Origin of the sequence: Amycolatopsis sp. CA-161197, assembly GCF_050942255.1 — a bacterium.
GTDB lineage: Bacteria > Actinomycetota > Actinomycetes > Mycobacteriales > Pseudonocardiaceae > Amycolatopsis.
On sequence record NZ_CP192059.1, the window covers coordinates 202,899 to 224,376 of the forward strand.

A 21,478-nucleotide genomic window follows, 5' to 3' on the forward strand; every position below is an offset into this window, starting at 1 on the left:
TTGCGAGTAACGCTCCATCAACGGTAGGGCCTACCGCGCGTGAACGCGCTGTGATGTGCTGCACGCGGTCTGAACCGTTGCCCAGCGCGATCACCGAGGGTTACGGCGGCGGCCGAAAACTTCCTCCCACGCCGCGGTCACCTGGCGCGCGCACGTGGCCGGGTCGACGCCGCCGACGCCGGTGCCCAAGCCGGGCATCGCGATGGTGTCCACGACCTCGCGCACCGGCCCTTCCTCGAGCATCCCGTGCTGCCACTGCAGGAACACCGCGCGCGCCGCGAGGTACGGGTGCACGGTGTCCGCGGGCAGCAGTTCGCCGGGCTCGCGCATGGTCGGCGAGCTGATCAACCACGCCGGCTCGGCCTCGCCCGTGGGCACGATCACGGCCTCGCCGATGGGCAGCTCTCCGCCGTACGAAGCCAAGACCGCGCTGCGCACGCTCTGCTCCACACCCGGGAACGCGCGCGCGTAGACGGCGTCGATCCCGCCGCGCATCCAGCCGTAGGAGTTGGCGGGGCTCACCACGGCCTGGGCGACGACGTCCAGCACCGAACCACGGTGCACCCGGACCGCGGCGGCCTCGGTTTCGAGGCGGCCGAGGGCGTGGGTCCACGCGGCGGCGAGCGGTTCATCGACGGCGCACAACACGAGTTCCGGCGTCCGGGACGAAACCGGCGGGCCGATGTCCTCGCGCCCGGTGTGTGTGCCCGATTCGGCGGTCACGGTTCAAGCATGGCAAAAAAAGCCACCCGGCGTAACCGGTTGGCGTACCGGCTGTCCGAGTGAAAACCGACACGTGTGTTGTAAGTAGCCTGGCGGTCGTGTTGCGGATCGCGTATTTCGGCCCTCAGGGCACGTTCACCGAACAGGCCGCCCGTGCGCTCGCGCCGGGCGAGGACCTGACCCCCTACGAGACCGTCCGGCTGGCGCTCACGGCCGTGCGCGAAGGCGCGGCCGACGCGGCGTGCGTACCGATCGAGAACTCTGTGGAGGGCGTCGTGCCGACGACGCTCGACGGCCTCAGCGACGGAGACCCCCTGGTCGCCGTCGCGGAGACCATCTTGCCCATCCACTTCAGCGTCCTGACGCGTCCTGGCGGCGGCGAGATCCGCACCGTCGCGAGCCACCCGCACGCGCTCGCACAGGTGCGGGAGTGGCTCGAGGCGAACTTGCCCGGCGCGACCGTGGTGGCGTCCTCGTCCACGGCGTCGGCCGCCGTCGGCGTGGTCGAGGGCACCTACGACGCCGCCGTGTCCGCCCCGGTCGCCATCGAGCACTACGCGCTGGAGGAGCTGGCCACGGGCGTCGCCGACGTGCCCGACGCGCAGACGCGCTTCCTGCTGGTCCGCCGCCCCGGTGAACTGCCCGAGCCGACGGGCGCCGACCGCACGTCGATCGTCGCGGCGGCGGTGAACCGCACCGGGACGCTGGCCGAGCTGCTCGCCGAGCTCGCGAGCCGCGGCATCAACCTCACGCGTCTCGACGCGCGCCCGACCCGCAACAACTTCGGCGAGTACCGCTTCTTCATCGACTTCGAGGGCCACGTCGCCGAGCCGCGGATCGTTTCCGCGATGGCCGCGCTGCGCCGCCGTTGTCACCTGCGGTTCCTCGGCTCGCACCCGCGGGCCGACGACGTCGCCGCCACGGTCGAGCCCGGCGCGGGCAACCAGGACTTCGTCGACGCCCAAGCCTGGGTCGACGCCGTGTTGAAGGGAGAAGGTGCGTGAGACTGTTCCTCGTCCGCCACGGCCAGACCGACGGCAACGTGAGGGGCGCGCTCGACACCGCGCTGCCCGGCCCGCCGCTCACCGAGCTGGGGCAGGAGCAGGCGAAGGCGCTCGCGGGCCGGCTCGCCGCGGAGCCGATCGTGGCCGTGTACGCGTCGCAGGCCACGCGCGCGCAGCAGACGGCCGCGCCGCTGGCCGAGGTGCTCGGCCTCGAGGTGCAGGTGATCGAGGGCGTGAAGGAGGTGGACGCGGGCGACCTCGAAGGCGCCACCGACGCCGAGTCGATCCGGACCTACCTCGAGACGGCCAAGCGCTGGACCGAGGGCGACCTCGACGCCGCCATCCCCGGCGGCGAGTCGGGCGCCCAGGTGCGGGCCCGCATGGTCGGTGCCGCTGACGACCTGCGAGCGAAGCACGAACAGACCGACCCGGACGGCATCGTCGTCCTGGTCAGCCACGGTGGCGCGATCCGGCTCGGCGCGGAGTTCCTGGCGCCGAACGTCCCCGCCGACCTGGCGAGCAGCGCGTTGATCCCGAACACGGGCGTCGTCGAGCTGGAGGCCCGGCCTGACGGCTGGCGCTGCCTGACGTGGGTCGATACGCCCCTATAGCAACCACGAGGCGAGATCGGCTTGAGGCGATCTCGCGCGCCTAGGCGGAGCCTAGGCAGAAAACACAGGCCAGCCTTCCTGGCGGTAGGCGCTGTCCCAGAACATCCACTCGTACTCACACGCCCGGGTGAATGCGGCGAGCATTTTTTCGCGCGTCGCCTCGCCCGCGGCGTCGGCGGCGCGGTCGAGGGCGTCGCGGCCCGTGCGGACGGTCGCTTCGAACTCGTCGCCCGCATACGTGTCGATCCACGGCCGGTACGGATTGTCGGTTTCGGGCGACTGTCGCGCGAGGATCCCGGCGCCCACACTCTGGTAGACCCAGAAGCACGGCAGCAGCGCCGCGAGGAGCTCGCCGTAGCTGCCCGTGTGGGCCGTGGCCAGCAGGAACGACGAGTACGCGACACACGTCGGCGACGTCTCGATGTCGGCCAGATCGGTCTCCGAGAGCCGGAACCACTTGAAGTAGCTCTCGTGCATCTCGCGCTCGATCACGATGGCGTCGCGCGCGGCTCCGGCGAGGAAGGCGACGTCGTCGACCTCCGGTGCCTTGGCCGCCGCGGCCGCCAGCGCGCGGCCGAAGCCGACGAGGTAACGCGCGTCCTGGACCAGGTAGAACTGGAATCGCTCGCGCGACAAAGTGCCGGTCGCGAGCTCTTCGTTGAACGGGTGGACCGACATGGCGTGTTGTAGTTTCACCGTGTGTTGCCATGCCTGGTGAGAAAAGCCCGTCATGATCGCCTTCCGTCTGGTGAAGAGTTCACGATGCCGGCGCAACCCGGTGCGGAGGTCGCACGTCCACTGAACGGTGGTTACCCAGCACGGGGAGGCAAGTGAAATGGTAAGCACGACAAAACCACGGATTCCCTTGGTCTTTCTTGCTGCGTTGGGCGCGTCCGGCGCCCTGCTGTTGTCGGCTTGTGGTAGCGGAACCACGCCGACCGCGAGCAACACGCCGAGTTCCGACACCTCGGCCAGCACGTCCGACACGTCACCGGCGCCCACGGCCAGCTCGTCCGAGTCCTCTTCGGACAGCACGCCGGCGTCCGGCCGGCCGGTGGACAACGGCCTGTGCAAGGCCGGCGACGTCACGCTCTCCCTCGGCCAGGGCGACGCGGGCGCGGGCTCGGTCTACCGGCCGATCCTGATCAAGAACTCCAGCGGCAAGTCCTGCACGATCCAGGGCTTCCCCGGCGTCTCCTACGTGACCGGCGACGACGGGCACCAGGTCGGCCTGTCCGCTTTCCGCGAGGGAACGAAGGGTGACGCGATCAAGCTGCAGCCTGGTCAGTCGGCCGCCGCGGACGTGCAGTTCGCGCAGGTCGCGAACTTCGACCCGGCGGTGTGCAAGCCGACGGCGGTGAAGGGCCTGCGGGTGTACCTGCCGCAGGAGACGGCGTCGAAGTTCCTGCCCGACCCGGGGACGGGGTGTGCCGGAGACAAGCTGCCCGGCAACCAGCTCGCGGTGAAGACGGTGCGGCGGGCCTGAGTTCCTAGCCTCTCGCGCAGAGTTGCTGGATGCGGATGATGTCGTCCTGTCCGGATCGGCTGTCGAAGCGGCCGGACAGGACCATTCCGTTGACGCCGGCGAGGCTTTGGGCCAGGGGCTGGTATTGGCCGTCGAAGGCGGCTGCGGCCTGGGCGAGTTCGTAGGCCGCGGTGATGCGGTGGGCGGAGTCGTCGGACAGGCGGGTGAAGGCGGCGGGGTCGTAGCCGCTCGTCGTGTCGGGGAGGTGGCCGGCGCGGGCGAAGGCGTCGCAGGCGGCTGCTGCGTCGACGTTGGCGCCGCCACGTTGGCCGGAGAGGCCCCAGAGGAGGCCGGTGATCAGGATTCCGATGGTGAATCCTGCGGTGGCGGCCAGGACTAGGGGTCTTCGGGAGTTTCCGAGTGGTGCCGGGGTGTCCTGGGGGTCGGCGGTCTCGGCTTTGTCGACTTGGGGAGTCCGGCGGTCGTCGTCCGGCAGGGGTGGGGTGTCGAGTGCGGTCATTCACGTCCTCCCGCCGGCCGGGTGATGTGCTATTTCAGCACCAAAATCGTCGGTGGGCACTGCTCTCGATGGAGTAGTTCGGGGGTTGAAGCTGATTCGTCATCTGGGGGTGGGTGGCGGGTGCTGGTGGGTTGCTGTCGGGTTGCTGTCGGCTCGGCGCGCGGAGCGCACCATTGCCGGGGGTGGGGGTGGCGGGAACCCCGATTTTTGATTGTCACGACGGTAGGGATCGGCTTGTCAAGGCGGGAAAGCGTGCCTTGACAAGCCGATCCCTACCGTGTTGTGGGAAAAGAATCGGGGGGCTGGGTGGGGGAAGGGTTCGGGGAGGGGTGTGTTGGGGGTTGGGTTGGGGTGCCCGGCTGGCGGGTGAGTGGGGGCAAGGGCCGCCGGAGGTGGGTGGGGCGGCGAGGTCTGTGGGCGGCCGGGGGTGAGTGGGGCAAGGAGCGCCCCAATGTGGCGTTGGGTGCGTTGAGCGCAACGAATGCCGCGTTGGGTGCGGGGGTCAGCCCCAGCCGAGTTCGTGGAGGCGGTCGTCGTCCAGGCCGAAGTAGTGGCCCAGTTCGTGCATGACGGTGATGAGGACCTGGTCGACGACCTCGGCCTCGGTGGAGCACATCCACAGGATGGGGCGGCGGTAGATGGAGATGCGGTCGGGCAGGACGCCGGCGTAGTTCGTGGTGCGGCGGGTGAGGGCGACGCCGTGGTAGAGGCCCAGGATGGTGGGGGACTCGTCGTTGAACTCTTCGACCAGGACGCCCACGTTGTCCACCGCCTCGGCGAACTGGGGTGGGACCTGGTCCAGGGCCTCGGACACGAGCTCCTCGAAGCGCGCGCGGGTCATTTCGACCGGCATGTCAGCGGGACCCGGTGCTGGTGGGTGGGGCGCTGCTCTGGCCGCCGCCGTTGTCGGAGGGTGGGCCGGCGGCGTCGGGCTGGCCGGCGTTGTCCTTGACGCTGCCGGTGACGGCGACGAAGCCGCTGTTGTCGCCGAGGGGGGCGGCGACCTTGCAGTTGACCTTGGTGGAGCCGGCGTCCCAGCTTTCCTGCTCGCGCAGGTCCCAGCCGAGGATGAGTTTCTTGGCGCTGAGGTCGGCCTTGCCGGTGTAGTCGTCGGCGGCCTTGTGGCACTCGGTGTCGAGCCACTTGTCCTGCTTGTCCTGGTCCGGGTAGCCGTCCTTGAACTGGGTGGCCAGGTCGAGCGTCGCGATGATCTCGTACGAGTGGGGGCGGCTGCAGTCGATCGGGTCGCCCACGCCCTTGCCCACGAGAGCGAGGCAGGTGCCGGGCGCCCACACGGCCGACTGGTCCTGCGTCTTCGCCGGGCCGGTGGTGGGCTGCAGGGCGCCGCCGGGGCCGGCCCACTGCAGGCCGCAGCGGAGCTGGCGGTCGCCGTCGGCCCACTGGTCGGCGCTGGGGCGCAGCAGGTTGGTCGTGAGCTTGCCGTACGGGTCGAGCGGGTGCCCGAGGTACGGCGTCACGTCGGCGTTGCACTTCGTCTGCGCGATCTGCTGCCACTGGTCGAGGTTCGGGAACGGCGCCTCGGCGTTGTACTGCGCGCCGACGTCGGCCAGGCCCGTCACCTCGAACAGGTGCGACTGGGTGCAGGGGACCTTGCGCACGTCGGACGCGTCCGGTGCGTTCCAGGTCAGGCAGCTGCCCGGCGGAGACTGGAACGCCTCCTGGGCCGCGGCCGACAGCTTGCCTTCACCGCCACCGGCGCCACCCGCGAAGGAGTCCGTCCACGAGAACGCGACGGACAGCCCCAGTGCGATCACGGCACCCAGGAACACCCCGGCCATCACCACGCGGGTGGTCAGGGTCTGCAGTGGCGAGTGGAACCGCTCGGCGTCGGGAGACATCGATACCCATGATGCCCGCGCCGCACGAGCCGTGCGCGTCCCGGGTCGTTAGTGTGGGAAGAGACTTCGCGGTGCCGGGGGATTACGGAGCGCAGATGACGCAGGACGACAGCAATGGGGCCCAGCCACCCCAAGAGCCGCCAACGGAGCCGACTCCGCGCGGATCCATGCGGTTCCAGAACGAGAGCACCACGCCGAGGGAGCCCTCGCTCGCCGAGCAGCGCGCCCGCCGGCAGGCGATCGCGGACCAGGAACGCGAGGAGGCCGAGGCCGCCGAAGCCGCGCGCAAGGCCGACCAGAAGGCCGCGACCAAGCGCAAGATCCTCATCGGCAGCGGTGTCACCGTCGGCCTGGCCGGCCTGGTCGCGACGTTCTACACGGTCGCCAAGCCGACCAACGAGACCGCCGTGTGCACGGACGCCAACGGCGTGATCCAGAACGACCAGTTCTGCGACGAGAGCTACGTCACCAGCCAGCACGGCTACCAGAGCGGCGGCTTCTGGATCATCCCGCTCGTGGGCGGTGGCTTCAACAGCTATCGCTACAACTACGGCGGCACCGGCACCATCGGCCAGCGCGTAGCCGGCGGCACCTTCACCGCGCCGTCGGGGAACACGAACGTCTCGACGAAGTCGGGCAAAACGGTGCAACGCGGTGGTTTTGGCATCAGTGGCAAGACGGGCACGTCCGGCGGCACGGGCGGCACCGGCAAGAGCGGGGGCTCATAGGTGTATCGCGACCGGAGCGAGCCGCGGCGCGACTGGCAGCGGATCGTCGAGGAACAGGGCCTCGTCTACGGCACCCCGGCGCGCGACGGCGCCGGCAAGGCCCGCCCGTACTGGGACGAGTCGGTGCACTACGTCTTCGACATGGACGAGGTCCTCTCGCTCGAAGCCGACGTCGAGCTGCTGCACTCCATGTGCCTGGAGGCCGTGGACAACGTCGTGACCACAGAGGGCTATCGGCGGTTCGGCATCCCGGAGTGGGTCTGGCCGCACATCGCCGAGTCGTGGAAGCGGCAGGACCCGCACGTCTACGGGCGCTTCGACCTGCGCTACGACGGCAAGTCGCCGGCCAAGCTGCTGGAGTACAACGCGGACACGCCCACGACGCTGCTCGAGGCGTCGGTGCTGCAGTGGCACTGGAAGACGACCGTCTTCGAGAACGACGACCAGTGGAACTCCATCCACGAGAAGCTCGTCGAGCGCTGGCGCGAGATCGGCGACAAGCTGCCGTCCAACGAGCTGCACTTCACCTGGTCCTCGGCCGATCCTTCCGGTGAGGACCACGTGACCACCGCGTACCTGCAGGAGACGGCCGCGGAGGCCGGGCTCGACACCGTGGGGCTCTCGATCGAGGAGATCGGCTGGGACCCGGTGCTCAAGCGGTTCGTGGACCTCGAAGAAGCGCAGATGTCCACGGTCGTGAAGCTCTACCCGTGGGAATGGGTGGTCGACGAGGAGTTCGGCCGCTTCGCCGTGGAGACGATGCCGCGCACGCTGTGGGTCGAGCCGCTGTGGAAGATGCTGCTGTCGAACAAGGCGCTGCTGGCCGTGCTGTGGGAGAACTACCCCGGGCACCCGAACCTGCTGCCCGCGTTCACCGACGACCCGGGCCTGCTCACGGAGTACGTGCGCAAGCCGAAGCTGGGCCGCGAGGGCGCCAACGTGCAGATCGTGGCCACCGGCTACGAGACCCAGACCGACGGCGTCTACGGCGCCGAGGGCTACGTCTACCAGGCGTTCGACCCGCTGCCCGAGTTCGACGGCTACCGGCCGGCGCTCGGCGCGTGGATCGTCGGCGACTCGTCCGCCGGGCTGGGGATCCGCGAGACGAGCGGGCTGGTCACCGACGACGGTGCCGCGTTCGTCCCGCACCGCATCCCCGAGTCGTGATACAACCTCCCCGCCTGATCTGCACGGTTAGCACTGATCGTTCTGGGAGACCGCTGTGACCACGACCCTTGCGCTGTCCGACACGTTCGGCTCCGACCTGCTGCGCGGGATCGGCGCGATCCTGTTGTACGGCGTCGTCGGCCTGCTTTTGATGTTCGCCGGCTTCTGGGCGATCGACTGGACGACCCCGGGCAAGCTCTCACAGCTCGTGCACCGCGGCCTGCCCAACGCGGTGATCGTGACCGCGTCCGGGCTGCTGTCGATGGCGTTCATCGTGGTCGTCGCGATCTTCAACTCGGCGAGCGACCTCACCGAGGGCCTGATCACGTCGCTGGTCTACGGTCTGCTCGGCATCATCGTCCAGGTGATCGCCGTGCGGCTGCTCGAGTGGGCCACCCGCATCGACGTCGGCTCCACGATCGAGAGCGAGAAGTTCGCGCCGGCGAGCATCGTCGTCGCCGCCGCGCACCTGGCGCTGGGCCTCGTGGTCGCGGTCGGCATTTCCTGAGTGCTGCTTTGCGGTCCCGTTCCCACTAGCGTGGAACCGTGCGACTGCTCAGGACGCCGGAAGACCGGTTCGCGGACCTGCCCGAGTTCCCCTACGAGCCGCAGTACGCGGAGCTCGCCGACCCCGACGGCGGCCTGATCAGAGTCGGCTACGTCGAGGCCGGCCCCGCCGACGGACCGCCCGTGCTGCTCCTGCACGGCGAGCCGAGCTGGTCGTACCTGTACCGCAAGATGCTGCCGGTGCTCGCTTCCGCAGGCCTGCGCGCGATCGCGCCGGATCTTGTGGGGTTCGGCCGGTCGGACAAGCCGGGCGACATCGTGGACCACACGTATGCGCGGCACGTGTCGTGGATGCGGGGCTTCGCCTTCGACGCGCTGGACCTGCGTGACGTGACCTTGGTCGGCCAGGACTGGGGCGGGCTGATCGGGCTGCGCCTGGTGGCGGAGAACCCTTCGCGGTTCGCCGGCGTTGTCGCGGCGAACACCGGGCTGCCGACGGGTGATCAGGACATGCCTGAGGTGTGGCACCAGTTCCGTGCGGCCGTGGAGAACGCGCAGGTGCTGGACATCGGGCGGTTCATCCAGTCCGGTTGCCGGTCTGTGTTGCCCGATTCGGTGCGCGCGGCTTACGACGCGCCGTTCCCGAACGAGATGTACAAGGCCGGCCCGCGGGCCATGCCGGGCCTGGTGCCGTACCGGCCGGACAACCCGGCTTCGGACGCCAACCGGGCGGCGTGGAAGACGTTGTCCTCGCTGGACTTGCCGTTCCTCGTCGCGTTCTCCGACGGCGACCCGATCACGGGCGCGATGGGACCGATCCTGCAGCGCACGATGCCGGGCGCGGCCGGCCGCACGCACCCGGTGATCGCGGGAGCAGGGCACTTCCTGCAGGAAGACGCGGGTGAGGAACTGGCGGAACAGGTCGCGCGCTTCGTCCGCGGCTGAGCCGGAACACCCCAATGCGGCGTTGGTTGCGTTGAGCGCACCCAATGTGGCGTTCGGTGCGTTGAGCGCAACGAACGCCACATTGGGGTGCTTGGGTCAGGAAAGAGCGGCGTGGGTGGCCGCCAGTGCGTCCACCAGGATGCCCAGGCCTTCCTGGGCCTCGGCTTCCGTCAGGGTCATCGGGGGGCCCAGGCGCAGGACGTTGTTGTGCAGGCCGCCCTTGCCGATGAGGAGGCCGCGGGCGCGGGTTTCCTCCAGCATCTGCTTGGCGGCCGCCGGGTGTGGGGCGGTGGTGCCGGGCTGGACGAGTTCGATGCCGACCATCAGGCCCTTGCCGCGGACCTCGCCGATCAGCGGGTTCGAGGTGGCGCGCAGGCCGGACAGCAGCTGGGAGCCGCGGGCCGCGCAGTTGGCCTGCAGGTCGTGGTCCTTGATGTAGTCCAGCACGGCCGTCGCGCCGGCCATGGCGACGGGGTTGCCGCCGAAGGTCGAGATGGACTGGGCGTTGATGGCGTCCACGACGTCGCCGCGGCCGACGACGCCGCCGATGGCCAGGCCGTTGCCGAGGCCCTTCGCGAAGGTCATGAGGTCGGGCACGACGTCGTGGGCCTGGATGCCCCAGAAGTGCGAGCCCGTGCGGCCCCAGCCGGTCTGGACCTCGTCGGAGACGAACAGGATCCCGTAGGAATCCAGCACCTCCTTCATGGCCTTGAACAGGCCGTCCGGGGGCAGCGAGAAGCCGCCGACGCCCTGAATGGGCTCGGCGACCAGGCAGGCGACGTCGCCGGAGGTGGCCGTCTCGAGGATGTCGACGAGGTCGGCCACGCAGGCGTCGATGTAGGCCGCGTCCGACAGGTCGCGGAACGGGCTGCGGTAGCGGTAGCCGCCGTGCACGTAGTTGACCTTCACCGGCGAAAGCGACGAAGCGGACCAGCCGCGGTTGCCGGTGATGGCGATCGTGCCGAAGGAACGGCCGTGGTAGGAGTTGCGCATCGCCAGGACCTGGTTGCTGCCGCGGAACTGCGTGGCGAGCATCAGCGCGGTGTCGTTGGCTTCGCTGCCGGAGTTGGTGAAGAAGACCTTCGCGTCCGGGATGCCCGACAGCGCGGCGATCCGCTCGGCGAGCTCCACCTGCGCACGGATCAGGTACAGCGTGGACGTGTGCAGCACGCCGGTGTCGAGCTGCTTGCGCACGGCGTCGCTGATCTCGGCGACGTCGTAGCCCATGGAGTTGGTGAGCACGCCGGCGAAGAAGTCGAGGTACGTGCGCCCGTTGGAGTCGGTCACGCGCCGGTCCTGCGCGTGGACGATCTCGATCGGCTCGTCGTAGAACAGCGCCATCCAGGACGGCAACACCGCCCGGTGCCGGGCGAGCAGCTCGTCGGTCATGTCGTTCTCCATCCGTCTCGGCCTCTTCGGAGTATGGGCAGCGCCGGAAACGGGCGACAACGATCAGACTGCTCCGTCCTGCGACGAGGGCCGCACAGTTTGTCCGTGGACGACGAAGGGCAAACCGCGTCGAGGGGCCTGCTGGCCTGCGACTACCCTTTCTTCCGTGATTGACCCCAGGACTCTGCGCGAAGACCCGGAAGCCGTGCGCGCGTCGCAGCGTGCCCGTGGTGAGGACGAAGGAGTGGTCGACAAGCTGCTCGGCTTCGACTCCCGCCGCCGCTCCGCGATCGCCAACGCCGACAAGCTGCGGGCCGAGCAGAAGTCCGTGAGCAAGCTCGTCCCGAAGGCCGCTCCCGAGGAGAAGGCCTCGTTGCTCGCGCGCGCCAAGGAGCTGTCCGCGCAGGTCAAGGCCGCCGAGGTCGAGCAGACGGAGGCGTCGGAGGAGTTCGACCAGCTCTTCCGCACCGTGCCGAACCTGGTGCACCCCGACGCGCCCGTCGGCGGCGAAGACGACTTCACCGTGCTCAAGACCGTCGGCGAACCCACGAAGTTCGACTTCGAGCCGCGCGACCACCTGGACCTCATGGAGGGCCTCGGCGCCGTCGACATGGAGCGCGGCGCCAAGGTGTCGGGCTCGCGGTTCTACTTCCTGTCCGGCGTCGGCGCGCAGCTGCAGCTCGGGCTGCTCAACATGGCCATCGCGCAGGCGCTGGAAAACGGCTTCACGCCGATGATCACGCCCTCGCTCGTGCGTCCGGAGATCATGGCCGGTACCGGTTTCCTCGGCGCCCACGCGTCGGAGGTCTACCGCCTGCGCGACGACGATCTGTACTTGGTGGGCACCTCCGAGGTCCCGCTGGCGGGCTTCCACGCCGACGAGATCCTCGAGCTCGGTGACGGCGCGCGCCGCTACGCCGGCTGGTCGTCGTGCTACCGCCGCGAGGCCGGCTCGTACGGCAAGGACACCCGCGGCATCATCCGCGTGCACCAGTTCGACAAGGTCGAGATGTTCGTCTACACGACGCCCGCCGAGGCCGAGGCCGAACACGAGCGCCTGCTCGGCTGGGAAGAGCAGATGCTCGCCAAGATCGAGGTGCCCTACCGCGTCATCGACACGGCCACGGGCGACCTCGGCACGTCCGCCCACCGCAAGTTCGACTGCGAGGCCTGGGTGCCCACGCAGGAGACCTACCGCGAGCTGACGTCCACGTCCAACTGCACCACCTTCCAGGCCCGCCGCCTGTCCGTGCGCTACCGCGACGACAACGGCAAGCCCCAGATCGCCGCCACCCTCAACGGCACGCTGGCCACCACGCGCTGGATCGTCGCGATCATGGAGAACCACCAGCAGGCCGACGGCTCGGTGCGCGTGCCCGAAGCCCTGCGCCCCTTCGTCGGCGGGCGCGAGGTGCTGGAGCCGCTGAAGAAGCGCTGATCGGCGTGTTTTACGCGGCCGGGACCCTGCGGGGTCCCGGCCGTTGCCGTTTCTCCGGATAGCCGGTGCGAGCCCGGTGCGGCCGCTAGGGTTCGGGCGCGAGGAGGAAACGCCGATGGGGTTCAGGGGAGTCCGGGCGGCCGTCGCCGTGGCCGGGGTGGCCGTGGTGGTGGCCGGGTGCACGGTGCGGGTCGGGGGCGTCGCGGGGCCGGTCCCGGGGCAGGGGCCGGTGCAGCAGGTCGTGGACGCGTGTTCGCTGGTCGACCAGCAGCAGGTCGACGCGCTGGGCTATCGGGGGCCCGGCAAGGGGCAGGCGGCGAGCGAGAAGCTGCGCACGCCCGCGATGTGCCTGTGGAACAGCAAGGACGACAGTGCGGCGCTGACCATCCTCACCGTCGGCTGGTCGGTGGACCAGCCGCTGGACGACTACCTCCAGGGTGCCGTCGTGAAGGCGCCGCCCTTCGCGTCCGGTGGGTTCCAGTGGACGCGCTACGGCTCGTTCATCCCCGGCAGCTGCGACCTCTACACCACGCTCGGCCCGAAGTCGTATGCGTTCGTGAGCGTGTCCAACCCGGACGAGACCAAGGCGTGTGACGCGGCGAAGCAGGCGGTGCCGCAGGTCGCCGCACACCTGCCGGGTGGGCAGCCCGCGCCGCAGATCACGCCGACGGCGCCGAGCAGCGCGGCGCCGCCGAGTGGGCCGCTGGTGGGCCTGGACCCGTGCACGCTGCTGAAGCCCGATCAGGCCGCGTCGCTGCACGTGGCGCCGCAGGGCGAGAAGCAGAGCTCCAGCGTCGTGCCCAACGCGGTGTTCTGCCTGTGGGACGACACCGACGGCGAACGCGGCCAGAAGGCCTTCGAGGTGTGGCTCGGCCCCGACCTGCCGATGACGCAGTGGCCCGGCATGGACGTGCCGCCGGTCTCGACCATCGACGCCAACGGTCACCACTGGTCGATCTTCGCCAACTTCAACGACTCCGGCGGCGTCAACTGCGGCGCCGGGCTGGCCGTCACGCCGACGTCGTCGATCCAGATCGTGTCCGGGTACCTCGACGACCCCTCGAAGGCGTGCGACGCGGTCAAGGCGGGAGTTCCCCTGGTGTCGGGGAACCTCCCGGCCTGATCGTCCTGAGTGGACTGTCGCGTCAGGACACACCGGCGGGGCGGCGCGGCCCGGCCGGGGCGGTGCGCGCCACCGGGATGTTGCGTGACGCGGGGATGTTGCGCGACGCGGGGCGGGCCGGCCGCTGGGGAGACGGGGCGCGGCGCGTCGGCTCCGAGGCGTTGGTGTCGGTGGGCGCCACCTCGATGTTCACCGCCACTTCGTCGCCGCCGATCTCGCGGGTGATCCAGGCGCCGGACTCGACCATCACGCCCAGCGTCTTCACGTCGAGCGAGTTGATGCGCGAGCGGTACCAGGCGTCGTCGGCCAGGGCGCCCATGCGGCCCTCCAGCCGGGACTTCACGGCCAGCAGCCGCTTGTACAGCGTGTCGGCCAGCGCCTGGCGGTCTTCCTTGCTGGTCAGGCCGGCGCGGATCCGGTCCTCGATGCCGCGCGGCAGGCCGTTCTCGTCGGGGATCAGCATCGTCGTCCAGGCGCGCGACTTCTCGCGGTACTGCAGCTGCTGCATCAGGCCCTCGTGCGGCGCGAAGTCCGCGGCGCGGAACGCCCGCCCGGCCCAGCGCGACGCGAGGTTCGCGGCGAGCGACTGCACGCTCTTCACGCCGGTGTTGAGGCCGCGGCCCGGCCAGAAGTGCAGCGAGTTGGCCGCGTCGCCGAGCAGGAACGCGTACGTGGACGGCGCGAGCTGCGCGGTGAACTTCGGGTTCTGCTTCATGCCCAGCTTGAACGACGTGATGCCCACGATGTCGGCCATCGTCGCGCCGAAGAACTTCACCCCGTCGGCGATGCGCGGCCACAGGAACGACAGCTTGTCCACCGACGGCTTGAACACCGAGCGGTGGCGGTCGCACACGAACTTGTCGCCGTCCGGGCGCATGGTGCAGCCGAACTTGCCGATGCACGGAACCGGGCCGTTTTCGCCGTAGGCCAGGACTTCCGAGGCCTCCTCGGCGGTGAGGCGCATGTTGATGAAGCCGCCGCCGAGCGAGTTGAACAGGAAGCGGTTCTGGCACACGGTGAGCGGCACGGTGTGCTCGTCGGGCACCTTCCCCTTGATGCGGATGCCGAGCACGGTCTCGTCGAGTGGCTCCCCGCCCACGGAGTAGAGGTCGCGGCTCGACGGGCCGAACGCGTCCTTGAGGTCTTCGCGCGTCTTCGAGCGGGCGCCGTCGCAGATGGCGAGCACGTCGAGGCCGTCCCAGGTCTTCGGCTGCGCGTACGGCTCGGGGATGAGCTCGATGCCGTAGAAGTCCTGCGCCATCTCCAGCAGGCAGTCTTCGATCCAGCGGACCTTGATGTTGCGCGGGCGGCCGCGGTGCGTGGGGGAGTCGGGGCCCAGCGGCCACATCTCCGAGTAGTTGCCGGGGGTGAACAGGCGGCGCCGCACGAGCATCGGCAGCTGGCCCCACACGTTGCTCTGCAGCGTGACGACCTGCTCGCGACGGTTGTTGCCCTCCGCCGTGCCCTGCCAGGCGATGCGGCCGTCACGGCGCATCCAGCGGCGGTCGAACACGCGGATCTTGACCTTGTCGCCCAGCATCGAGCGCAGCGTGCACGCGAAGATCAGCCCGACCGGGCCACCGCCGGCCACGTCGACCCGCAGCGGCCGGGCCGAACCGGGGCGGGCCACCGCCTGAACCACGCGGCCCAGGTCCGCCGGGCCCTGGCCGCTGTTCGGCTTCAGGAACGTCGTGGCCGGCTCACCGAAGTGCGAGGCGTTGTGGTTCATGGCTTCCGGGACCTCCAGCGTGATCTTCCGCGTGCGGCCAACACACGGAACGAGGGGGCCGGACGGTTCACGGAAATCCCAAAAACTTTCCGCGAACTTGTTCGCGCAGCTCAGGCGGCTACCTGGTCGGCGATGTGCTTCGCGATCTCCAGTGCGCTCGTCGCCGCGGGGCTCGGCGCGTTGAGCACGTGAACCTGGTCGCGTGCGGTCTCGATGAGGAAGTCGTCGACGAGCGAGCCGTCGGGACGCAGCGCCTGGGCGCGCACGCCGGAGCCGTGGCGGACGATGTCGTCCTCCGTCACGGCGGGCACGAGCCGGGCGAGGCTGGCGGCGAAGCGCTTCTTGGAGAACGAGCGCAGCACCTCTTCCAGCCCCGTCGGAAACGCGTACTTGCGCGCCAGCCGCCACGCGCCGGGGAAGCGGGCGACGTCGGCGAGGTCCTTCACCGACACGTCGGCCCAGCGGTAGCCCTCGCGGCGCAGCGCGAGTACCGCGTTGGGACCGGCGTGCACGCTGCCGTCGAGCATCCGCGTGAGGTGCACGCCGAGGAACGGCAGCGTCGGGTCGGGCACGGGGTAGATGAGGCCGCGCACGAGGTGGCGACGCTCGGGCTTGAGCTCGTAGTACTCGCCGCGGAAGGGCACGATGCGCGCGCTCGGGGTGACGCCGGCCAGCTCGGCCACGCGGTCGGACTGCAGGCCCGCGCAGTTCACGAGCGCGTCGGCGTGGATGACCTCCGTGGCGGTGGCGACCTCCACCCCGCCGTGGGCGCCGGGGCGGATGCCGAGGACCTCGGTGTCGAGCCGCAGGTCCGCGTCGGCCTCGTCGAGCAGGCGCACGAGCGCGGCGCAGACGGCCGGGAAGTCGATGATGCCCGTCGACTCCACGCGCAGCGCGCCGACGCACGCCACCTCGGGCTCGTACTCGCGCGCCTCGGCGGGGGTGACCTTCTTGGCGGGCACGCCGTTGGCCTCGGCACGCTCGGCGAGGGTGTTCAGGGCCGGCAGCTCCGACTCGCTCGTGGCCACCACGAGCTTCCCGCACACCTCCACGGGCACGCCGTACTGCCGGGCGAAGTCCACAATGGACCGATTGCCGGCCACGGACATCCGCGCCTTGAACGAGCCCGGCTTGTAGTAGAGGCCGGCGTGCACCACGTTGGAGTTGTGCCCCGTCTGGTGTGCCGCCCAGCGGCTCTCCTTCTCGAGCACCGTGACGTCCTGCCCCCGCTGGGAGAGCTCCCAGGCCACGGCCAGGCCGACGATTCCGCCACCGATCACCACGACGTTACGCACGGACGGAAAGGCTACGCGACCTGGGCGTCGCTTGCGTAGCCCCAAGTGGTCTGAAGTGCGGTTTTTCACGGATCAGGTGACCCGTTGACGAACTCCGGTCCGAAGTGGACCTCCGCCCACCGCGGACCGGAGCGTGGTCTATTCGGCCTCGTCCAGCACCTTCGGCACCCCGCGCAGCGCGAACCACGCCACGCCCGCGACCAGCACCATCAGGCCCGCGGCGCCGAGCATCGTGACCTGCAGGCCGCCGACGAACGCGTGCCGCGCCGTGTGCAGCAGCTGCGCCCCGGGACCGGCCGGGAGCTGCGCGGACACCTGCGCCGCGCCGGCCAGCGTCTCGCGGGCCGGCGCCGGGACGTCCGCGGGCAGGCCCTGGCGGTACAGCGAGCCGAGCACGCTGCCGAGCACCGCGATGCCCAGCGCGCCGCCGAGCTCCGTGGCCGTCTCGGAGATGGCCGACGCGGCGCCGGCGCGGTGCTTCGGGACGACACCGAGCACGGTGTCCGTCGCGACGGTGAGGATCAGCGCGAGACCGATGCCGAAGACCACCATCGTCACCACGAGGTACGGATACGCCGTGCCGACGTCCGTGCGGCTGTAGAGGGCGAACCCGATCGCGGAGGCCAGGCAGCCGAGCGTGACCGTGCCGGCCCGGCCGAGCGACTTGATCAGCACGGCGCCGAGCGTGCCGCCGATCAGCGCGCCGCCCATGCCCGGCAGGCCCGCCAGCCCCGACTTCAGGGGCGACCACCCGTTGACGAGCTGGAAGTACTGCGTGGAGATCACGCTCACCGCCAGCTGCGCGAACATGGCGAGCACGGTGGTCACGACCGTCGCGGAGAAGGCGCGGTTGCGGAACAGCCGGAGGTCCATCAGCGGCTCGGCCAGCCGCGGCTGGCGCAGCACGAACACGAGCAGGCTGCCGACGCCGAGGATCGCCGCCGCGTAGCCGTCCCAGTGGTTCAGGCCTTCGTACGCGATCTCCTTTATGGTGTAGACCACGCCGAGGATGCCCACGAGCGACAGCGCGACACTGACGCCGTCCAGCCGCCCGGGCGCGGGGTTGCGCGACTCCGGCAGCACGAAGATCCCGACCGCGATCAGCACGATCACCACGGGCACGTTGATCAGGAACACCGAACCCCACCAGAAGTGGCTCAGCAGCGCGCCGCCGATGAGCGGGCCGAGGCCGAACCCGAGGATCGTCAGCCCGCTCGACACACCGATCGCCGCCGTGCGTTCCTTGCCGGTGAAGGTGTTGCGCAGGATCGACAGCGTCGACGGCATCAGCGTCGCCGCGCTCGCCCCGAGCAGAATCCGCAGCCCGATCAGCAACTCGGCACTCGGCGCGTACGCCGTGGCCACCGACACCAGCCCGAACACGGCCGCGCCGGCGAGCAACAGCTTCTTCCGCCCGATGCGGTCCCCGACGTTGCCCGCCGTGATCAGCAGCCCGGCCAACGCGAACCCGTACCCGTCGGCGATCCAGAGCGCCTGCGTGGTCGTCGGCCGCAGCGACTCGGACAACGCCGGGATCGCCAGGTGCAGCACCGTCAGGTCGACGGCCGTGAGTATCTGCACGAGCACGCAGACACCGATGATGGCGGCTTTGCGCATTGGCGTCAGCGTTCTCGCCGGCGCGGTCGATGCGGCGGTGATGGTCATGGTGGGCCTCCGTGGTTCGCTCCTGGCCCTCACGCTGCCGAGCCCCACTGACGACTCACGCACGAACGACGCACCATGGCTGACAGTGCAGGTCAGCAAGGAGTTAAGGAGCGATCCCCGCCGCCGTCAATGCTTTCTGCACCGGAAGCTCCCGGCCGCTGGCGTAGTACCGGTCGTAATCCGCGCCCAGCAATGCGCGGGCCCGGTCGGCCACCTCGGCGACGTCCGGTTGGCCCGCGACTTCCGTGCCGCGGGCGGCGACGGCGGCGCCGAGCAGCAGGGCGGCTTCCTCGGCGTGGTCGTCCAGCAACGCGGCGCCCGCGACGCACTCCAGGGCCGAGGCCAGCACGGTGCTGTCCTGCCACTGGTGCGCCGCCTCCACGGCTTCGCGCATGAGGGCGCGGGCTTCCGAGGCGCGGCCCGACGCGACGGAGACCCAGCCCAGCGCGATGGTTGCCGCGCCGCGGACGGCGGCGACCGAGAAGGAGCCGCTGGTGCACTCGGCCAACGCGCGTTCGGCCAGCGAACGGGCCCCCGCCAAGTCCCCGTCGCGGCGGGCCAGAGCCGCCAGGCCGACGTAGCCCGAAGCGCGCGTCTCCGGCATGCCCGAGCGCCGGGCCAGCGAGATCACGCGCGAGTAGTCCTCGCGGGCGCCGGTGACGTCGCCGCGGAGGGCACGGCTGTCGGCGCGGCGGCAGAGCAGGTCGGCGTAGTCGTCGGCCGCGCCGAGTTGCTGCATGAGGTCCATGGACTCGGTCATGGCGGCCATGGCCTCGTCCCAGCGGCCGCGCCAGGTGAGCAGCTGCGACAGGTGGTCGAGCGACATCGACAGGCCCCAGCGTTCGCCGAGGGCACGGTAGCGGGACTCGCCCTCGCGCAGCTTCGTCTCGGCCTCGTCGAGGTCGCCGGTGAGCATCGCGCGCAGGCCGGAGCCCATCGGCACGAGCGCGCTGCTCCACGGGTCGCCACCGGCCATGATGCTGCTGCGGGTGAAGAGCGTCTCCTCGTCGGCGGGCGGGCCGATCACCACGCCCAGTAGCAGGCTCAGTGTCGGATGCCTTGGCGCCCAGGCGACATCGAGCGCATAACGCTCCACTGTGGACTGATACGGCAGCGTCGCGTCGTGGCCCGGGGCGCCGGACATCGCGTTGAGCACGCACATGAGGAACTGCTCCTCGTACCCCTCGGGAGCCACCGGGCCACAGCGCTTCACGACCTCCAGCGACAGCATCGCGCCCTCGTAGCGCCGGCCGCGCATCCACCAGTACGTGGCCAGCGCTGCCGTCAGCCGCAACGCCGTGGGCAGGTCCGCGTCCGTCGACCACCGCAGCGCGGCGACGAGGTTGTCGTACTCCGCGTCGAGCCGGTCGAGCCAGCGCAGCTGGTCGGCGGTGCGCAGCAACGGGTCGGCTTCCTCGGCCAGCCGCAGGAAGGCCGACGCGTGCGCCGCCTCGAACCGCGCCGTTTCGCCCGCGCCCGCGAGCTTCTCCGCGCAGAACGCGCGGATCGTCTCCAACATGCGGTAGCGGTCGCCCGTGGTCTCGACCAGTGACTTGTCCGCCAGGCCCGGCAACAGGTCGACGGTGTCCGGCACATCGCAGACGAGCTCGGCCGCCGCCAGCGTCGCCCCGCCGGAGAACACGGTGAGCCGGCGCGCGAGCCGGCGTTCGTCGTCGTCCAGCAGCTCCCAGCTCCACTCGACGACGCCCCGCAGCGAACGGTGCCGCGTCTCGGCCGTGCGGCTGCCCCGCGCGAGCAGGTGGAAGCGGTTGTCCAGCCGGGCGGCGATCTCGCCGACGGGCAGCGTCCGCACCCGCGCCGCCGCCAGCTCCAGTGCGAGCGGCAGGCCGTCGAGCGCCGCGCAGATGTGCTGGACGTCGCCGATCGTGTCCTCGTCCACGCGGAACGCCGGGTCGCTCGCGGCGGCGCGATCGGCGAACAGCCGTACGGCCGGGAACCCCAGCGCCTCGGCCGCGGGCGTGCCCGGCGGCGGAACCGCGAGCCGCGGCACAGGCGCCAGCTGCTCACCGGTGATGCCGAGTGGCTCCCGGCTCGTCGCGAGCACGCGCAGGCCGGGGCACGCGGGCAGCAGGCGCGCGAGCAGCCGCGCGGCCGCGTCGACCACGTGCTCGCAGTTGTCGAGCACCAGCAACGTCGATTGGTCGCGCAACGCCGACACCAGCCGGTCCACCGGGTCCTGCCCGCCCGAACCCCGCAGCGGCGACGCACCTTCGCGCAGGCCCAGCGCACTCAGCACGGCCTGCCCCACGTCGTCCGCGACGTGCGGCGCCAGCTCCACGAATGCCGCCGACCCGGCGTGCGCCGTCGCGACCTCCACGGCCAGCCGTGTCTTCCCGGTGCCGCCCGGCCCCAGCAACGTCACCAGCCGCGCGTGCCGCAGCAGCTCGCCGACCTGCCGCAGCTCGCCGTCGCGGCCCACGAAGCTGGTCAGCTGCGCGGGCAACGGCGACGAGGCGGCGGCTGGTTCACTGCGCAGCGCAGCCAGGTGCGCCTCGGCCAGCTCGGGCCCGGGGTCGGCGCCCAGCTCGTCGGCCAGCGTGCGCCGCGCGTCCTCGAAGGCCGCCAGCGCCTCGGCCGAGCGGCCCGCCGCGTGCAGCGCCCGCACGAGCTGGGTGCGCGAACGCTCGCGCAGCGGCGCGGCGACGACGGCCGCCCGCAGCTCGTCGAGCACCTCCGCCGCGCGGCCCAGCGTGATCTCGGCGTCGACGCGGTCGCTCGCCGCGTCCGCTCGCAGCTCTTCAAGACGCGTTGTCTGCGTTGCCGCGAAGGGCGCTTCGGTCACGTCGGCGAACGCCGGCCCGCGCCACAACGCCAACGCTTCACCGAGCAGGTCGCTCGCGCGTGTGGCGTCGGCCGCCGCCAGCTCGCGCCGCCCGTCGCCGGCCAACCGCTCGAACCGGTGGACGTCGACCTCGTCGGGTTCCACCACGAGCCGGTAGCCCGCGCCGGTGAACTCCGCCGGCGCCACCGTCTTCAACGCGCTGCGCAGCCGTGACACCTGGGACTGCAGCGCGTTGGCCGCGCCGTCCGGCGGTTCTTCGCCGTAGAGGCCGTCGATGAGCCGCTCCGCCGGCACGAACCGGCCCGCCTCCAGCGCGAGCTGCGCCAGCAGCGCCCGCACCCGGGGACCCCCGACGACGACCGGCTCGCCCGCGGCGTCCCACGCCGTGACCGCCCCCAGAACCCCGATCCGCATGCGGCAAGACTAGGCGCTCGCGCGCCCGTTACCGGCAGGTTTCGTCCCCACGCCCGGCTCGGCGGAGCGCGTCTCTACACTTCGGGGCGAGCT

19 protein-coding genes are annotated in these 21,478 nt (G+C 70.8%); 9 read left to right on the forward strand and 10 right to left on the reverse strand.

Annotation, left to right across the window (positions count from 1 at the left end):
* Positions 1–90 precede the first annotated feature (90 nt).
* A complete protein-coding gene (locus ACQPXB_RS00985; RefSeq protein ID WP_432849133.1) occupies positions 91–723 on the reverse strand; it encodes a macro domain-containing protein in 633 nt (210 codons plus the stop codon).
* Positions 724–821: 98 nt separating this feature from the next.
* On the opposite strand from ACQPXB_RS00985, the gene pheA reads away from it, so the two are divergent.
* Both pheA and ACQPXB_RS00995 read left to right on the forward strand, forming a co-directional pair.
* Complete coding sequence (pheA, locus tag ACQPXB_RS00990) at positions 822–1,727, forward strand: prephenate dehydratase (RefSeq protein WP_366577131.1); 906 nt, start codon at positions 822–824, stop codon at positions 1,725–1,727.
* A complete protein-coding gene (locus tag ACQPXB_RS00995) occupies positions 1,724–2,338 on the forward strand; it encodes a histidine phosphatase family protein (protein ID WP_432849134.1) in 615 nt (204 codons plus the stop codon). The genes pheA and ACQPXB_RS00995 overlap by 4 nt, the downstream gene beginning before the upstream one ends.
* Before the next feature lie 51 nt (positions 2,339–2,389).
* On the opposite strand, the gene tenA is transcribed toward ACQPXB_RS00995, so the two are convergent.
* A complete protein-coding gene (gene tenA, locus ACQPXB_RS01000; protein WP_387082952.1) occupies positions 2,390–3,070 on the reverse strand; it encodes a thiaminase II in 681 nt (226 codons plus the stop codon).
* Between the two features lie 103 nt (positions 3,071–3,173).
* Between tenA and ACQPXB_RS01005 the strand changes: the two genes are divergently transcribed.
* Positions 3,174–3,824 carry a DUF4232 domain-containing protein gene (locus ACQPXB_RS01005; protein ID WP_386943644.1) on the forward strand — a complete coding sequence of 217 codons (651 nt, stop codon included), beginning with the start codon at positions 3,174–3,176 and terminating at the stop codon, positions 3,822–3,824.
* A gap of 4 nt (positions 3,825–3,828) precedes the next feature.
* Here ACQPXB_RS01005 and ACQPXB_RS01010 read toward each other — a convergent pair whose 3' ends face one another.
* The 3 genes from ACQPXB_RS01010 to ACQPXB_RS01020 all read right to left on the reverse strand — a co-directional run bounded on the left by ACQPXB_RS01010 (position 3,829) and on the right by ACQPXB_RS01020 (position 6,182).
* Positions 3,829–4,323 carry a hypothetical protein gene (locus tag ACQPXB_RS01010; protein WP_432849135.1) on the reverse strand — a complete coding sequence of 165 codons (495 nt, stop codon included), beginning with the start codon at positions 4,321–4,323 and terminating at the stop codon, positions 3,829–3,831.
* A gap of 502 nt (positions 4,324–4,825) precedes the next feature.
* Positions 4,826–5,176, reverse strand: a complete 351-nt coding sequence (locus ACQPXB_RS01015) for a metallopeptidase family protein (RefSeq protein WP_432849136.1) — start codon at positions 5,174–5,176, stop codon at positions 4,826–4,828.
* Between the two features lies 1 nt (position 5,177).
* Positions 5,178–6,182: a septum formation family protein gene (locus ACQPXB_RS01020; RefSeq protein WP_432849137.1), complete on the reverse strand. Its 1,005-nt coding sequence runs from the start codon at positions 6,180–6,182 to the stop codon at positions 5,178–5,180.
* Positions 6,183–6,349: 167 nt separating this feature from the next.
* Here ACQPXB_RS01020 and ACQPXB_RS01025 point away from each other — a divergent pair, with 167 nt between their 5' ends.
* Genes ACQPXB_RS01025 through ACQPXB_RS01040 form a run of 4 tightly spaced genes read left to right on the forward strand, consistent with a single transcriptional unit; the run spans position 6,350 to position 9,529 of the window.
* Positions 6,350–6,910 carry a hypothetical protein gene (locus ACQPXB_RS01025; protein WP_366577145.1) on the forward strand — a complete coding sequence of 187 codons (561 nt, stop codon included), beginning with the start codon at positions 6,350–6,352 and terminating at the stop codon, positions 6,908–6,910.
* Positions 6,911–8,077, forward strand: coding sequence for a glutathionylspermidine synthase family protein (locus ACQPXB_RS01030; RefSeq protein WP_364043852.1), 1,167 nt, complete (start codon positions 6,911–6,913; stop codon positions 8,075–8,077). It abuts the gene before it with no gap.
* Between the two features lie 55 nt (positions 8,078–8,132).
* Positions 8,133–8,585, forward strand: coding sequence for a DUF350 domain-containing protein (locus tag ACQPXB_RS01035; RefSeq protein WP_364043855.1), 453 nt, complete (start codon positions 8,133–8,135; stop codon positions 8,583–8,585).
* Positions 8,586–8,623: 38 nt separating this feature from the next.
* On the forward strand, positions 8,624–9,529 hold the full coding sequence (locus tag ACQPXB_RS01040; protein ID WP_432849138.1) for a haloalkane dehalogenase: 906 nt from the start codon (positions 8,624–8,626) through the stop codon (positions 9,527–9,529).
* Positions 9,530–9,625: 96 nt separating this feature from the next.
* Here the strand turns inward: ACQPXB_RS01040 and ACQPXB_RS01045 are convergent, their stop codons facing one another.
* Entirely contained in the window at positions 9,626–10,918 is a 1,293-nt protein-coding gene (locus tag ACQPXB_RS01045) for an aspartate aminotransferase family protein (RefSeq protein WP_432849139.1), read from the reverse strand.
* Positions 10,919–11,084: 166 nt separating this feature from the next.
* Here ACQPXB_RS01045 and serS point away from each other — a divergent pair, with 166 nt between their 5' ends.
* On the forward strand, positions 11,085–12,356 hold the full coding sequence (gene serS / locus ACQPXB_RS01050) for a serine--tRNA ligase (RefSeq protein WP_366577151.1): 1,272 nt from the start codon (positions 11,085–11,087) through the stop codon (positions 12,354–12,356).
* A 115-nt stretch (positions 12,357–12,471) separates the two neighbouring features.
* Complete coding sequence (locus ACQPXB_RS01055) at positions 12,472–13,479, forward strand: DUF3558 family protein (protein ID WP_432849140.1); 1,008 nt, start codon at positions 12,472–12,474, stop codon at positions 13,477–13,479.
* A 22-nt stretch (positions 13,480–13,501) separates the two neighbouring features.
* Here the strand turns inward: ACQPXB_RS01055 and ACQPXB_RS01060 are convergent, their stop codons facing one another.
* The 4 genes from ACQPXB_RS01060 to ACQPXB_RS01075 form a co-directional block, all read right to left on the reverse strand.
* On the reverse strand, positions 13,502–15,208 hold the full coding sequence (locus tag ACQPXB_RS01060) for a hypothetical protein (RefSeq protein ID WP_432849141.1): 1,707 nt from the start codon (positions 15,206–15,208) through the stop codon (positions 13,502–13,504).
* A 110-nt stretch (positions 15,209–15,318) separates the two neighbouring features.
* Positions 15,319–16,548 carry an L-2-hydroxyglutarate oxidase gene (gene lhgO / locus ACQPXB_RS01065; protein ID WP_432849142.1) on the reverse strand — a complete coding sequence of 410 codons (1,230 nt, stop codon included), beginning with the start codon at positions 16,546–16,548 and terminating at the stop codon, positions 15,319–15,321.
* Positions 16,549–16,641: 93 nt separating this feature from the next.
* Positions 16,642–18,168: an MFS transporter gene (locus tag ACQPXB_RS01070; RefSeq protein WP_432849143.1), complete on the reverse strand. Its 1,527-nt coding sequence runs from the start codon at positions 18,166–18,168 to the stop codon at positions 16,642–16,644.
* A 103-nt stretch (positions 18,169–18,271) separates the two neighbouring features.
* Positions 18,272–21,385 (reverse strand): BTAD domain-containing putative transcriptional regulator, encoded by a 3,114-nt coding sequence (locus ACQPXB_RS01075; protein WP_432849144.1) that lies wholly within the window; start codon positions 21,383–21,385, stop codon positions 18,272–18,274.
* Positions 21,386–21,478 lie beyond the last annotated feature (93 nt).

What these genes read in the sequence shown, in the direction of transcription:
- ACQPXB_RS01020 (WP_432849137.1), bottom strand. Translation starts at nt 6,182, where the DNA reads ATGTCTCCCGACGCCGAGCGGTTCCACTCGCCACTGCAGACCCTGACC.
- ACQPXB_RS01055 (WP_432849140.1), top strand. Translation starts at nt 12,472, where the DNA reads ATGGGGTTCAGGGGAGTCCGGGCGGCCGTCGCCGTGGCCGGGGTGGCC.
- ACQPXB_RS01010 (WP_432849135.1), bottom strand. Translation starts at nt 4,323, where the DNA reads ATGACCGCACTCGACACCCCACCCCTGCCGGACGACGACCGCCGGACT.
- ACQPXB_RS01075 (WP_432849144.1), bottom strand. Translation starts at nt 21,385, where the DNA reads ATGCGGATCGGGGTTCTGGGGGCGGTCACGGCGTGGGACGCCGCGGGC.
- ACQPXB_RS01025 (WP_366577145.1), top strand. Translation starts at nt 6,350, where the DNA reads ATGCGGTTCCAGAACGAGAGCACCACGCCGAGGGAGCCCTCGCTCGCC.
- ACQPXB_RS01005 (WP_386943644.1), top strand. Translation starts at nt 3,174, where the DNA reads ATGGTAAGCACGACAAAACCACGGATTCCCTTGGTCTTTCTTGCTGCG.
- ACQPXB_RS01045 (WP_432849139.1), bottom strand. Translation starts at nt 10,918, where the DNA reads ATGACCGACGAGCTGCTCGCCCGGCACCGGGCGGTGTTGCCGTCCTGG.
- ACQPXB_RS01060 (WP_432849141.1), bottom strand. Translation starts at nt 15,208, where the DNA reads ATGAACCACAACGCCTCGCACTTCGGTGAGCCGGCCACGACGTTCCTG.
- ACQPXB_RS01015 (WP_432849136.1), bottom strand. Translation starts at nt 5,176, where the DNA reads ATGCCGGTCGAAATGACCCGCGCGCGCTTCGAGGAGCTCGTGTCCGAG.
- ACQPXB_RS01070 (WP_432849143.1), bottom strand. Translation starts at nt 18,168, where the DNA reads ATGACCATCACCGCCGCATCGACCGCGCCGGCGAGAACGCTGACGCCA.
- tenA (WP_387082952.1), bottom strand. Translation starts at nt 3,070, where the DNA reads ATGACGGGCTTTTCTCACCAGGCATGGCAACACACGGTGAAACTACAA.